Here is a 13,672-nt window from a genome sequence, read left to right on the forward strand (position 1 = left end):
CGTTATGCGCACTTTTTTTGTTTAAGAAAAATTAACTTTCATTTAACAAATTCGTTGGCTAGATTGACCGTTCAATTAAAAAGTGAATGGACGTTTTAGTATGAAATCAATGGCATCATTCGGTTTGGTCGTTGTTTTTTCAACGATAATCTCAAGCCAGGCGATAGCAGCAGATAAGGATCCACGTGGGAAAGTGCTTATTGCACAGTATGATTACCCACCGGGTTATGTTACAGAGGTGTTTCGTACAGAAGTGCCGCCGAATGGTGTTGCCCCCCATCATAAACACCCGGGCATTGAGTCAGGTTATGTGCTGGAAGGGGGCGGGAAATTATTCATTGAAGGACAGAGCGCCATTGAAATGAAGCCGGGCATGACGAAAATTGTGCAACCTGAAACGGTACATTGGTTCGAAAACGGCAACCATAAAACCGTGCTGGTGTCCACTTATGTGGTGGAAAAAAACAAACCGCTGATGACCGTAATAAAAAAATAATCGCTACCGAGGCTTTTGCCGTTTAAGCGTGACACATAATCCAGGATAACGATTTTCGAGGTGCAATTCGAATTTCTGTATCCTGGCTATTGCCGCCACGATAGCCAACCCCATCCCACTGCCGGAAATGGTTAAACTTGAACGGCCCCGTTGCATCCGCCTGGTCATATATTTCTTTTCTTCGGTTAAAATACCTGGCCCGCCATCACATACCGCAATGATTTCTTCATCTTCAGATAAGGTTATCGACAGGGTGATTTTACTGCCCGTGGGGGAGAATTTAAACGCATTGTCAATCAGGTTAAACACCGCCTCTATCAGCAACCCTTTATCGCCCACCATATGGTCGTTCCCGGTGACGACAAAATCCAGATCTATTCCCCGGTCTTCAGTATAGGGATAAAAAAGTTCTTCAATCTCATCCACAAACTCTTTAACCAGAAATTCATGGTTGGCCTGATGACGTTTTTGGTTATCCAGATCCGCCAGCCGTTGAAGGGCTTTAAAGCGGGTTAATAGTTTATCCGTGGAGGCCAGCGCATGAATAATACGCACTTTTCCCTGTGCTTTGTTATCGTCATCCCATTCATTGACCAGGAAATAGAGCTGATCGCGGATATGATGGAGCGGTGTGCGCAAATCATGTGCAATATTGTTGCTGACATTCTGCATTTCGTTGATCAGAAATTGTATTTCTTCCAGCATCTGATTAACCAGATGAGAAAGCATATCCAGTTCATCGCCCCGGCCCGATATGGGCAGGCGTTGGGAAAAATGCCCCTTGCGTACCCGGGCGGCGATTTTCTCAATCGTGTATAAACGCCGGATAGGCACCCTGCTCAGGAAGATACCCACCAGTAAGCCGCCGATGGTCAGGATCAGGCCATTGGCGATCAGGCATACAATCATGATATGGCGCAGGCCGCTCAGGGTTTTGGCATCATAACCGACCACCAGCACGTTCCCGTTGGCGCGATGCAGTGCAATGGCCCTCGCGCCATGCTGAAAACCGTCCTGATTAAGCGCCCTGGGTTTGCCGTCAGCGATGATATCTGCCGGCAACGCAGGCAGATTCCCGGCGATTAACCTTCTTTGCGGGTCAAATAGGGCGTAAAAATTAACGCCGCGCAAGTCACCTTTTAACCGGTCCTGGATAGACACCCGGAGCTGGGGATCGGGCATCGGCATCAGCACCGTAGACTGGCCAAGGATAATTTTATCCCCCTGATGGATTAAATAGCGGGTGGCCTGCAGGTAGATCGCCAGTAACAGCGCCACCACGCCCACAATCAGCGCGGCGGTATACATCATCGAGAGGCGGAAAACCGAGGTCTTTTTAAAATTGAACGGAGACTTACTGCGCTTCAAGAACAAATCCCGCTCCCCGGATATTATTAATCTGGATTTGGCTGCCCAGTTGCTCCAGCTTGCGGCGCAAGCTGCTTAAATGCACGTCAATCAATTTGGTACCAGGGTCAAAATCGTAGCCCCAGACCACTTCGAAAATAAACGCCCGGGTAATCAGCCGCCCACAATTGCGCATCAGCAACTCCAGCAGCTTAAATTCGGTGCCTTTCAACGAAATATTCTGACCCCGGCAATAAACATGGCGATCAACAAGATTCAGATGAAGATCGCCAATTTCAATCGAGGTCTCTGATGAGACGCCGGGATCCTGCCGGCGTAATACCACTTCAACCCGCGCAATCATCTCTTCAGAGGCAAAAGGCTTGGTAATGTAATCATCACTCCCGGCTTTCAGCCCGGCTACCCGGTCAGCGACGCTTCCCATGCCGCTAATCATAATTACGGGGGTGGTAATGTTTTCACCCCGTATTTTTGCCAGAAATGCCAGCCCATCGCAGTCAGGCAATACCCGGTCCAGGGTGATGACGTCAAATTTTTTCGTTTTTAACGCATCAAAGGCATCCTTTCCTGTATTGACACAGGTGACAGATAAACCCGCGCGGCTCAGCTCACCCTGTATCGCCTGGGAAAGCGTAGGATCATCTTCGATACACAACACGTCACAAAGGGAACTGACTGATTTTTTCAAACGAATACCTGTTTCATCAAATAATTACATCGGTGTGACGTATTTAACCTGGCCGCCGCCAATGATCTCCGGCACCTTATCACCCTGTTGTTTCAGGGCGGCCGCCCAGTCATGAATATGGCTGGCAGCATCAAGCACCTGAATAACATGCCCTGCCTCATCAAGGATCAGCATCGCGCCGGTAATAATAAACACGACATCGGTTTCTTCTTCATTATGCGCCGCCACGCGCAGCGTATGGATGGAGCCGGGCGGTTCATACAGGTATGACCCGGCCACATTTTTAGGCGAATCCGGGTACTCGATATACTCCCATTCGCCCGACAGCGTAAACGCATACACCACACCGGTGTGATGGTGGGGCGGCAGTTGCACACCTGGTGCAAAGCGGATCCTGACGGCAAACGTCCCACCTTCCACATCCGCCTGCAGCAACTGCAGGTTAACACCTTCCACGCCAAACGACCGGGCAAAAGGCCGGTTAATTGTATCAATATGTAGAGATTCCGGGAGTACAGCAGACACAGGATTTTTTAACGGCCGGGCTTCAAGCTGATTTAAGGACATAACATTTCTCCAGATAATGAAACAATTATTTAACGAGAGTAAGCAGGTTAATTAAGGTTTATCGGGCAAGCAAATCAGGATGCGCAATTATGTGATAAAGGCTGCATTAAATTTGCTTAAAAACGCTTCTGTTTTTGTTATTGCTGTAATAAATCCTGATCAGGTCAGCCGTTATTTAACCGGTTTGCATTCAGGGAAAATAAACAGGCAGTGTGCAAGTTAAGATTTGGTTAAGATTTTTATAAATGACATAGAAAATAAAAACCGCGCGATAAAATATGCCGGTTTTTCATAAATTATTTATTTCTGCTTACACAAGCTGAATGTAACTGACAAAAAAACACGTCTCTATATTTAAAATTTTTTAAACAACCTTATGGCCTATCTTGCTGTAAACTATGGTTTTTATCAGAATGATTGGATATTGCATGAAAAAATTTAAAATGATTGCCACATTAAGTTTTGCCTTGGTTGTTTTCCCAGGTTACAGCGCCACGTTAATCCCGAAACAAGATGCCGGGAATTTGCATAAATTTGGCGTAGCCAGCGTCACCGGCATCCGGGGAGATATTGATGACACAATCCACGCACTTAATGCGAAGGCCGATAAAGAAGGGGCGGAAAAATTCGCGATTACCAGCCTGGGAACGTCCGGTGATTCAGGCCTGTTCCACGGTACCGCCGATGTCTATAAATAAGCCATAAAATCCGGTGAGGTATTTATTGATTACCACAGCAATTTTTCCGGCTCACAAATAAACACCTTCACCGGCCTGAATAAGCGTCGCGCTGCCCGCCATCGGCGGGCATTTTTTATGGTTATTAGCTTAGCTTAGCTTAGCTGGGCGTTGGCCCCGCCCGGGCGATCTCCGCGCCCCTTGGCGTATCTGTGAAGCGAGCGAAATTATCATGGAAACGCCGGGCCAGCTCTTGTGCTTTATCTTGCCAGGCGTCGTCGCCGGGCCAGCTGGTGCGGGGGTCGAGCAGGGCAGCATCGACACCGGGGACGCTTCGCGGCACGGCAAGGTGGAACAGGGGAAGATCAGATCGCGGTACATCATCGAGTTTGTCCTCCAGAATGGCGGCAATAATGGCGCGGGTATCACTCAGCGAAAACCGTTTCCCGGCCCCGTTCCAGCCGGTATTCACCAGCCAGACCTGCGCGTCGGCGTCAGCGATGCGTTTTAACAGCACATCTGCGTAGCGGCTCGGGTGCAGCGTCAGGAAAGCCGCGCCAAAACAGGCTGAAAACGTCGGGGTAGGCTCGGTGACGCCGCGTTCCGTCCCGGCCAGTTTGGCGGTGAACCCGGAAAGGAAGTACCACGCCACCTGATCGCCCTTTAACTGGCTCACCGGCGGGAACACGCCAAACGCATCGGCCGTGAGAAAGATGATTTTTTTCGCGTGGCCCGCGCGTGACACCGGCGTAACGCGGTTTTCGATGTGCGTCAGCGGATACGAGACGCGGGTATTCTCCGTTTTGCCGGCATCCGCATAATCAACCTCGCCGTCCGGCAGCACCACCACGTTTTCCAGCAGCGCCCCACGGCGAATGGCGTGATAAATCTCCGGCTCGGCCTGCTCAGAAAGGTTAATGGTTTTGGCGTAGCAGCCACCTTCATAGTTGAACACGCCGTCATCATCCCAGCCGTGTTCGTCATCGCCGATCAGCTGACGCTGCGGATCGGTCGACAGCGTGGTTTTACCGGTGCCGGAGAGGCCAAAGAACAGGGCCACATCGCCTTTTTCCCCGACGTTGGCCGAGCAGTGCATGGAGGCGATCCCACGTTCCGGCATCAGCGTATTCATCACTGAAAACAACCCCTTTTTCATCTCGCCGCCATACCAGGTTCCGCCGATCAACTGCATCTTTTCGGTCAGGTTAAAGGCGACGAAATTCTCCGAATTAAGCCCGTGCTGTTGCCAGTCTGGGTTGGTGCACTTTGCCCCGTTCATCACCACAAAATCTGCCGGAAAGTCATGCAGTTCGCCAGGCTCAGGGCGGATGAACATATTGGTCACGAAATGCGCCTGCCAGGCAACTTCGGTGATAAACCGCACGCCGAGGCGCGTGTCCGCATTGGCACCGCACCAGGCATCAACGACAAACAGCCGTTTGCCGGAAAGCTGTGCCGTCACCTTCTGCTTCAGGGCCTGCCACACCTCAGGGCTTAAGGGTTTGTTGTCATTTTTACCGGTGCCGCTGTCGGCCCACCAGAGGCGATCGCGGCTGTGCTCATCCCTTACGATGTACTTGTCACGCGGGGAGCGGCCGGTAAATTCGCCGGTATCGACGGCGACCGCGCCTGACGCGGTAACCACCCCTTTTTCATGCCCCTGCAAGGCCGGGTTGGTCTCTTCGGCAAATAACGTCGCGTAATCCGGGTTGTAGACAATACTCGGGATCTGCCGCAGGCCAAGGCTTTCCAGCGAGGCCAGCAGTGAAGTGGGGATTTCCATCTCTGTTCTCCGGGGTAGCGGCGTTATACCGTCACAACCTGCTGATGCGGTGTGGCGTGAAACTGGCGTTTGAAGTAAATCAAACCGTGGCCCTGCTCGGCGAGGGTGATGCTTTTGATCTCCAGCAGGTAAAGGTGATGCGTGCCGATGGTTTGGATCTGTTGGATCTCCCCTTCGAGGCTCGCCAGCGCGCACTGTAAGAGCGGCTGCTGTAACACGCCCTCACGCCAGCCTTCCAGCGTAAAGCGCTGCTCCATGGTCAGTTCAGTCATCCCGGCAAAATGCCGGGCCATCTCTTCCTGCTCATGATTAAGCACATTGACGCACATCCGCCCATTTTGCGTGAACACCGGGTTCATGGCGCTCCGGCTGTTGACGCAGACCAGCATAGTGGGCGGGGTGTCGGTAACGGAGCAAACGGCGGTTGCGGTGATGCCGCAGCGCCCGGCGCTGCCCTGGGTCGTCACGATATTCACCGCGGCAGGCAGGCTGGCCATCGCATCGCGAAAGCGCAGGCGGTTCTGTTCTTCTTGAGACATGAAAGCCCCCTATTTCAGTAAACGGTCGAGTTGGTTAATGTCGTCATTGTTGTGCAGGTGCGGCACCGTCCAGCCGTGGCGGTCATAATCGGCGAGGCAGCGATCCACCATCGCCATCATGCCTTTCATGTTGCCGGAGCTTTGCGCATGGCGCAGGCATTGCAGGCGAACTTCATCCTGGCTGCCGGCATAGTTAATTTCATACAGTTCGTGGCGGCCGCCAAACTCACTGCCCATCGCATCCCACATGAGTTTGAGGATCTTGATGCGTTGCTCGTGGTCCATGCCGTTCGAGCCGCGCACGTACTGCGCCAGATAGCGGTCAATCTCCGGGTTGTTGAGATCGCGCACGCTGGAGGGCAGGTAAATCAGGCTGCTGGTGACGTTGCTTTCAATGATGTTCTTGATTTTGGCGTAGGCCATCGGGGCCATCACACGATAGGTCTGCATCGCCTGCATATCCGGCAGCCAGGCGTCGTTTTTCCACGGCTGTGCTTCCGCCGCCATCGCATCGCTCAGTGACCAGAACAGGTTACGCCACGCCACCACTTCACCCAGCGCCGCCTGCACGCCGCGGAATTCCATCACGCCGCTGCACTCGAGGCTTTTCTGCAACAGCGCGGTGACGAAGTCGAGTTTGACCGCCAGGCGCACGCAGGCCTGCATCGGGTAGAGGCGGGCAAAACCTGCTTCCACACTCCAGCGGCGACAGCGGTCGAAATCACGGTAGATAAGCACGTTTTCCCACGGAATGAGTACCTTATCCATCACCAGGATCGCGTCGTTTTCGTCAAAGCGGCTGGAGAGCGGGTAGTCAAACGGCGAGCCGGTCGCCCCGGCCACCAGCTCATAGGAGGCGCGGGAGATAAGTTTCACGCCCTCGGCATCCATTGGCGCCACAAACATCAGCGCGAAGCTGGGGTCATCGCCCATTACCTGCGCCGAGCCGAACCCGATAAAGTTGTAATGGGTCAGCGCCGAGTTGGTGGCCACGACTTTGGCCCCGCTGACGATGATGCCGGCGTCAGTCTCTTTCTCGACCTGCACATACACATCTTTGACTTCGTCAGAGGGTTTGTGGCGATCAATCGGCGGGTTAACGATGGCGTGGTTAAAGTACAGCCCCGCTTCCTGAATGCGCTTATACCAGCGGCGCGCATTGTCGGCGTAGTCGCCGTAAAACTCCGGGTTGGCCCCCAGTGAACAGCCAAACGCCGCCTTGTAATCCGGCGTGCGGCCCATCCAGCCATAAGTCAGGCGTGACCAGTCCGCAATAGCATCGCGTTGCTGGCGGATCTCTTCCGCCGAGCGGGCGAAACGGAACGTGCGGTGCGTGTAGCCGCCGTTGCCGGTATCGGTCTGCCAGCAGAGTTTGTCATGGCTTTCAGGCGCGTGCAGCGCGTCATAGAGTGTGGACATGGAACCGGCGGCGTTGCGGAAGGCCGGGTGGGTGGTGACGTCTTTTACCCGTTCGCCATAGATATAAATTTCACGCCCGTCTTGCAGGCTTTTTAAATACTCCTCGCCGGTGAAAGGGCGGGTGGTGGCAGCACGATGGGCTTCAGGCTTCATAATTTGACCTCACAAAGATGGCGATGCGTTCAGGGTGAACGCCTGATTTGTTATTAAGATGTTTTGTTTCTGTTAATTCATTTAAGCCCTGGGCGGGCAAGTCAGGAAGAGACGTTTCAGGGGATTCCCGGTACTTTTCACCGGCGGCCGGTAAAATGCGATCGGGATCAACCCGTCAGAAAAAAGGCGAGGGGAAAACGCCCTCGCCTGGGGAAATTAACGGTGACGGAACTGGCTGGGCGAACACCCGGCCAGCCGGTGAAAGAAACGGGCGAAATAGGCGGGGTCTTTGTAGCCCAGCGCGTAAGAGATCTGGTTAACGCTGTCGGTGCTGTAGCGCAACTGGCGCTTCGCCTCACGCAGCACCCGCTCAAAAATAAGCCGTTTGGGGGACTGGTTGGCAAAGCGCCGGCACATTTCCGTGAGCCGGGTTTCACTGATGCCGAGTTCACGCGCATAGTCCGGCACCGTCAGATGTTGGCGGAAATGGTCATCGATCATCCGGTTAAAGCGCTGGAACTGGCGCATCTCGCCGCGCACGCTGCACGCCGTGCCCTCTTCCGGCGGGGCCTCCCGCAGCACCTGCGTAAAGATGCCCTGAGCCAGCGCAATCAACAGCGGCTCGCGCCCCGGTGCCGGGCGGGCAAACTCCGCTGCCATCAGGGGCCAGTAGTGGTTCAATGCCTCCAGCGTATCGGGGGACGACTCCAGCGACAGGCAGATCCCCGTCTGGTTGATGGCCTGCGATTTCCCCGGCCACAATCTCTCAATTAATGGCCAGATCAGCTCCTGCCGCACGGTCAGGACGTGGCCGTCGCTGTCCGGCCCGGTAATAAACGCATGCGGCACCGACGGCGGGGTCAGGATAAACAGTGGGGCTTTGACGTCGTAGAAATGGTCGTCAAGCTGCAAAGTAATTTTGCCGGTGGCGAGAAAATGCAGCTGGTAATAACGGTCATGCCAGTGGGGGTGCATATCCCGCCCGAAAAACCCCGCCAGCCGGGCAAAGGTCTCATAATGCACCTCCTCCCCGGCGTAGCGCGCGTCATACACGCTGCTGATATCAATGTTCTCAAAGCTGCTGTGCATGGCGGCTCCTCACTGCGCCCGGTGTGCATCGGGAAGCCCAGAAGGCGCTTCGCGTTGGCGTTCATTCATCGGGATAAACGCCAGTACCAGCGCGCCCAGCACCAGCAGCCCGGCGACGAACCAGAGCCCGGCGGTAAAGCTGTGGGTCATATCGCGCAGGATGCCGATGATAAGCGGGCTGACGGCGGAACCGACATTGCCCACCGCATTGATGACCGCCAGCGCCACCGCACGCGCCGCATAACTGATAACGCGATCCGGGGTTGTCCAGAAGATCGCCATCGCGGTAAAGGCCCCGGCGGAGGCCATCACAATCCCCACTAACTGCACCAGCGGATGCGCGGTTGCGGAGGCCAGCAGCCAGCCTGCAGCCGCAAAGAGATAGGGCAGTAGGGTGTGCTGTTTACGCTCCTGACGGCGGTCAGACCGGCGGCCCCACCACAGCATCACCACAATAGTGACGAACTGGGGGATCGCCGCCAGCAGGCCAATCACGATATTGCTGCTGCTTTCATTGAAGCTTTTCAGGATTTGCGGCGTCCAGATGTTGATGGCGCTCAGCGTATTGGTCAGGCAGAAGTAGGCGAGCGTGTAGAGCAGCACCATCGGCGTCAGCACCTCGCGCCAGAGCGGTTTGTGGGTGGCACCGCCGGGGCGGGGCGCGGCCTGTTCGCGCTCCAGCATACTGACCAGCAGGCGCTTCTCATCCGCGTCCAGCCAGCGCGCCTGCTGCGGTTTGTCGTCCAGGAAAAACCAGGTCGCGATGCCGAGAATCACCGACGGCAGCCCTTCCAGCAGAAACAGCCATTGCCAGCCTTTGAGGTGCCATACCCCGTCCAGCGCCAGAATATAGCCGGACACGAGGGAGCCGATCATCATCGTCACCGGCATGGCGATCATAAACAGCGCATTGGCACGGGCGCGGTAACGCGCCGGGAACCACCAGGTCAGGTACAGCAGGATACCCGGCAGGAAACCGGCTTCCGCAATCCCAACCAGCATCCGCAGGATGTAGAGCGAATGGGCATCGGTGGCGAACAGCGTGCAGGTCGAGGCGATGCCCCACAGCACCATAATCCCGGCGATCCAGCGGCGTGCGCCGACGATCCCCAGCATCACATTGCTGGGGATGCCGCACAGCACGTAAGTGACATAAAACAGCGTGGCGGCCAGGCCGAACAGGGTGGACGTCAGGCCCAGATCCTGGCTCATGGTCAACCCGGCGAAGCCGATGTTAATGCGGTCGAGGAAGGAGAAAACAAACAGCACAAATAAAAAGGCAATCAGGCGGCGGAACAGTTTCTTCACCAGCCGTTGCTCAATATCAGATGGGCTATTCTCCGGCGTAAACAGGGTGGAGGCGGTCATGGTTTTCTCCCCTCAGGATCAGTAAACCGACGGTGGTGTGCCGGCAGCACACACCGGCAGCTGGGTAAACCGCGCCGCCAGCGCTTCGGCGGTGCGGGCGAGCAGGGTGGTATCGACGCCGACCGCAACAAACAGCGCCCCCAGCTCAAGGTAATGGCGGGCCAGCGTTTCGTTGGCCATCAAAATGCCGGGCGCTTTGCCCGCGGCCAGAATGGCAGCCATGCTTTGGGTGATGATGCGCTGCACCTCCGGGTGGGCCGGGTTCCCGGCAAAACCCATGTCCGCACTGAGATCCGCCGGGCCGATAAAGACGCCGTCGACGCCCTCCACCGCCAGGATGGCCTCAAGGTTCTCCACGCCCTGACGCGTCTCAATCTGCACCAGCACACAGATCTCATCGTTGGCGCGCTGGAGGTACTCCGGCTCGCGGTTCCAGCGCGACGCCCGCGCCAGCGCGCTGCCCACCCCGCGCACGCCCTGCGGTGGGTAGCGGCAGGCGCGTACTGCCTGTTGGGCGTCCTCTGCGGTTTGCACCATCGGGATCAGCAGCGTCTGCGCGCCGGTGTCCAGCAGCTGTTTGATGATCACCGCGTCATTCCACGGGGGGCGTACCACCGGGTGGCTGGGGTAGGGCGCAATGGCCTGTAACTGCGCCAGCACCGAGCGCACGTCATTGGGCGCATGTTCGCCGTCAATAAGCAGCCAGTGGAAGCCCGCTCCCGCCAGCACCTCGGCGCTGTAGCTGTTCGCCAGCCCGAGCCACAAACCGATCTGCGGCTGCTTGTCGGCCAGTGCCTGTTTAAATGCGTTATGCAACATCATGATCCCCTAAACAAAACGGCAGCTGATGGCACCCATCACGCCGTAATCCACATGGAAGGTGTCGCCGGGGCGGGCCGCCACCGGGCGGGTAAAGGAGCCGCCGAGAATGATCTGCCCTGCTTCCAGCTGGACGTCGTGCGCGGCCAGCTTGTTGGCCAGCCAGGCGACCCCATTGGCCGGGTGGTTGAGCACTGCCGCCGCCACGCCGGATTCCTCAATCACACCGTTGCGGTAGAGCAGCGCGGAGATCCAGCGCAGATCCAACGCATCAGGCTTAATCGGCCGCCCGCCCAGCACCACGCCCGCATTGGCGGCGTTGTCTGAGATGGTGTCGAAGACTTTGCGCGGCCGCTGTGTCTCCGGGTCAATGCCGTGGCAGCGCGCGTCGATGATCTCCAGCGCCGGGATGATGTAATCGGTGGCGTTGTAGACGTCGAACAGCGTGCAATTGGGGCCGCGCAGCGGTTTCGCCAGCACAAACGCCAGTTCCACTTCAAGGCGCGGCACAATAAAGCGCCCGGCCGGGATGTCACTGCCGTCGGCGAAAAACATGTCATCCAGCAGCGCGCCGTAATCCGGCTCACTGATTTGGGAACTGGCCTGCATCGCTTTGGAGGTCAGGCCGATTTTGTGGCCTTTCAGCGTGCGGCCTTCCGCGATTTTCGCCGCCACCCATTCGCGCTGGATGGCATACGCATCGTCAAGGGTGATCTCCGGGTGGCGCAGCGACAGCTGGCGCGTCTGCTCGCGGTTTTTTTCCGCCTGATGCAGCTCGCGGGCGAGTTGGTGGATCGTCTGGTCATTCAGCATGGGGTAGCTCCTGTTTCCTCAATCCCGCCGAAGCAGAGATATTTCACTTCCAGATAATCGTCGATGCCGTAGCGCGACCCTTCGCGCCCCAGCCCGGACTGTTTTATGCCGCCAAACGGCACCACTTCATTGGAGATAAGCCCTTCATTGATGCCTACCATGCCGCTCTCCAGCGCCTCCGCCACGCGCCAGGCGCGCTGCACGTTCTGCGTCCAGAAGTAGGCGGCCAGGCCGCTTTCCGTGTTGTTTGCCAGCGCAATTGCCTCCTGCTCGGTGTGGAAGCGGAACAGCGGGGCGACAGGGCCGAACGTCTCTTCGTGGGCGATGCGCATCTCCGGGGTGGCGTCAGCCAGCACCGTGGGCTGCCAGAAGCGGCCGCCCAGTGCGTGCGCGCTGCCGCCGGTGAGCAACCGTGCGCCTTTGCCCAGCGCATCGGCGATGTGCTCTTCCACTTTCCGGCAGGCAGCAGCGGAGATCAGCGGGCCTTGCTGGGCTTCGCTGTCGGTGGCAGGGCCGACCTTCAGCGCCGCGACCGCCTCGGTGAGGCGGGCGGCAAAGGCGTCATAAATCCCGGCCTGTACCAGAATGCGGTTGGCGCAGACACAGGTCTGGCCGCTGTTGCGGAACTTCGCGGCCAATGCACCGGCCACGGCGCTGTCGAGGTCGGCGTCGTCAAACACCAGCAACGGCGCGTTGCCGCCCAGCTCCAGCGACAACTTTTTCACCGTGCCGGCGCTTTGCGCCATCAGCAGCTTGCCGACGCCGGTGGAGCCGGTGAACGAGAGCTTACGCACCACTTCGCTCTGCGTCAGTTCGGCACCCACCGCGACCGCGTCGGACGAGGTGACAATATTCAGCACCCCGTGCGGCAGCCCGGCCTCTTCCGCCAGCACCGCCAGTGCCAGCGCTGAGAGCGGGGTTTCGGCGGCGGGTTTCAGCACCACCGTGCATCCTGCCGCCAGGGCGGGGCCGACTTTGCGGGTGATCATCGCATGGGGGAAATTCCACGGCGTAATCGCCGCGACCACCCCTACCGGCTGTTTGATGGTGACCAGCCGGCGCGAACTGTGCGGGGAGGGGATGGTCTCGCCATAGGTGCGTTTGCCCTCCTCGGCAAACCACTCGATAAAACCGGCACCATAGGTGATTTCGCCTTTGGCTTCGCTCAGCGGTTTGCCCTGCTCGCGGCTTAATAAGGTGGCCAGTTGTACCTGGTGCAGCATGATCAGTTTGTGCCAGCGCTTCAGGATGGCGCTGCGCTCATGGGCGGAGAGGGCGCGCCAGCCAGGCAGTGCCTGTTGTGCGGCCTCGATCGCCGCGCGCGTCTCCGCCGGGCCGAGGTCGGCGACCTGCACAATCACTTCGCCGGTCGCCGGGTCGGTGACGTTAAAGGTTTTGCCGCTCAGCGCGGCCGTCCATTCGCCGTTAATCCATGCCTGCCGGCGCAACAGGTCGAGTTCATCAGTCATCACGGATCACTCCTTACGAAACAGCGCGTGGACATTGTTTTGTTTGAAATTCAGCACCGGGTGCAATTCCTCAACCGCCAGCGACAGCGCCAGATAACGCTGCGCCATTAAACCGGCAAAGTGGCGTGTGATTAACTCAAACAGCGAGGTGATGACCGGGCGTAAATCCTCTACGGTGCGGCCGTGGCCGATTTTCAGCGTCATATGCACGAACGCGTAATCATGCCGGCCGTCGGCCATCTGCCAGGTGTCGATCCAGTGCGCGCGGCTGCGGATCCCACCCAACGGGAAGAGGCCGCTGTCAGCCAGGGCGCGGTTGACCTGCGCAAACAGCGCGGGCAGTTGCGCCTGTTCGCGAATGTTATCGGTACATTCCGCAATAAAATGGGGCATGGGAGACTCCGTTTCAGGCGCCGGCAGACGC

Annotated in this window: 14 protein-coding genes; 2 read left to right on the top strand and 12 right to left on the bottom strand. The window is 57.2% G+C overall.

The features are described 5' to 3' along the window. Positions 1-100: 100 nt before the first annotated feature. Complete coding sequence (locus tag CYR55_RS07295; protein WP_101815483.1) at positions 101-496, top strand: cupin domain-containing protein; 396 nt, start codon at positions 101-103, stop codon at positions 494-496. 3 nt (positions 497-499) lie between these two features. Here the strand turns inward: CYR55_RS07295 and CYR55_RS07300 are convergent, their stop codons facing one another. From CYR55_RS07300 to CYR55_RS07310, 3 genes are read right to left on the bottom strand one after another with little or no spacing between them, the layout of a single operon-like run. Continuing rightward, on the bottom strand, positions 500-1,864 hold the full coding sequence (locus tag CYR55_RS07300) for a HAMP domain-containing sensor histidine kinase (RefSeq protein WP_101815484.1): 1,365 nt from the start codon (positions 1,862-1,864) through the stop codon (positions 500-502). Then, complete coding sequence (locus CYR55_RS07305; RefSeq protein ID WP_101815485.1) at positions 1,851-2,552, bottom strand: response regulator transcription factor; 702 nt, start codon at positions 2,550-2,552, stop codon at positions 1,851-1,853. Before CYR55_RS07305 ends, CYR55_RS07300 begins: the two co-directional genes overlap by 14 nt. A 24-nt stretch (positions 2,553-2,576) precedes the next feature. Continuing rightward, positions 2,577-3,119, bottom strand: a complete 543-nt coding sequence (locus CYR55_RS07310) for a 2,4'-dihydroxyacetophenone dioxygenase family protein (protein ID WP_101815486.1) — start codon at positions 3,117-3,119, stop codon at positions 2,577-2,579. Between the two features lie 428 nt (positions 3,120-3,547). Here CYR55_RS07310 and CYR55_RS07315 point away from each other — a divergent pair, with 428 nt between their 5' ends. Then, positions 3,548-3,817, top strand: a complete 270-nt coding sequence (locus CYR55_RS07315) for a YdgH/BhsA/McbA family protein (protein WP_165699541.1) — start codon at positions 3,548-3,550, stop codon at positions 3,815-3,817. 139 nt (positions 3,818-3,956) lie between these two features. Here CYR55_RS07315 and pckA read toward each other — a convergent pair whose 3' ends face one another. The 9 genes from pckA to CYR55_RS07360 form a co-directional block, all read right to left on the bottom strand. After that, entirely contained in the window at positions 3,957-5,579 is a 1,623-nt protein-coding gene (gene pckA, locus CYR55_RS07320) for a phosphoenolpyruvate carboxykinase (ATP) (protein WP_101815488.1), read from the bottom strand. Positions 5,580-5,602: 23 nt separating this feature from the next. Further along, on the bottom strand, positions 5,603-6,118 hold the full coding sequence (gene hpaC, locus CYR55_RS07325; RefSeq protein WP_101815489.1) for a 4-hydroxyphenylacetate 3-monooxygenase, reductase component: 516 nt from the start codon (positions 6,116-6,118) through the stop codon (positions 5,603-5,605). A 9-nt stretch (positions 6,119-6,127) separates the two neighbouring features. Beyond that, the gene (hpaB, locus tag CYR55_RS07330) at positions 6,128-7,690 is read right to left on the bottom strand and encodes a 4-hydroxyphenylacetate 3-monooxygenase, oxygenase component (RefSeq protein ID WP_101815490.1); all 1,563 of its coding nucleotides are present in this window, start codon (positions 7,688-7,690) and stop codon (positions 6,128-6,130) included. A gap of 216 nt (positions 7,691-7,906) precedes the next feature. Then, entirely contained in the window at positions 7,907-8,779 is an 873-nt protein-coding gene (gene hpaA / locus CYR55_RS07335; RefSeq protein WP_101815491.1) for a 4-hydroxyphenylacetate catabolism regulatory protein HpaA, read from the bottom strand. A 9-nt stretch (positions 8,780-8,788) separates the two neighbouring features. After that, on the bottom strand, positions 8,789-10,147 hold the full coding sequence (hpaX, locus tag CYR55_RS07340; RefSeq protein WP_101815492.1) for a 4-hydroxyphenylacetate permease: 1,359 nt from the start codon (positions 10,145-10,147) through the stop codon (positions 8,789-8,791). 18 nt (positions 10,148-10,165) lie between these two features. Continuing rightward, on the bottom strand, positions 10,166-10,963 hold the full coding sequence (hpaI, locus tag CYR55_RS07345; RefSeq protein WP_420912725.1) for a 4-hydroxy-2-oxoheptanedioate aldolase: 798 nt from the start codon (positions 10,961-10,963) through the stop codon (positions 10,166-10,168). 12 nt (positions 10,964-10,975) lie between these two features. Then, positions 10,976-11,779, bottom strand: coding sequence for a 2-oxo-hept-4-ene-1,7-dioate hydratase (gene hpaH / locus CYR55_RS07350; protein WP_101815494.1), 804 nt, complete (start codon positions 11,777-11,779; stop codon positions 10,976-10,978). Continuing rightward, the gene (locus CYR55_RS07355; protein WP_101815495.1) at positions 11,773-13,248 is read right to left on the bottom strand and encodes an NAD-dependent succinate-semialdehyde dehydrogenase; all 1,476 of its coding nucleotides are present in this window, start codon (positions 13,246-13,248) and stop codon (positions 11,773-11,775) included. The genes hpaH and CYR55_RS07355 overlap by 7 nt, the downstream gene beginning before the upstream one ends. A gap of 6 nt (positions 13,249-13,254) precedes the next feature. Further along, on the bottom strand, positions 13,255-13,641 hold the full coding sequence (locus tag CYR55_RS07360) for a 5-carboxymethyl-2-hydroxymuconate Delta-isomerase (RefSeq protein ID WP_101815496.1): 387 nt from the start codon (positions 13,639-13,641) through the stop codon (positions 13,255-13,257). Positions 13,642-13,672: the final 31 nt, after the last annotated feature.

Source organism: Chimaeribacter californicus (genome assembly GCF_002858675.1).
Classification (GTDB): domain Bacteria; phylum Pseudomonadota; class Gammaproteobacteria; order Enterobacterales; family Enterobacteriaceae; genus Chimaeribacter; species Chimaeribacter californicus.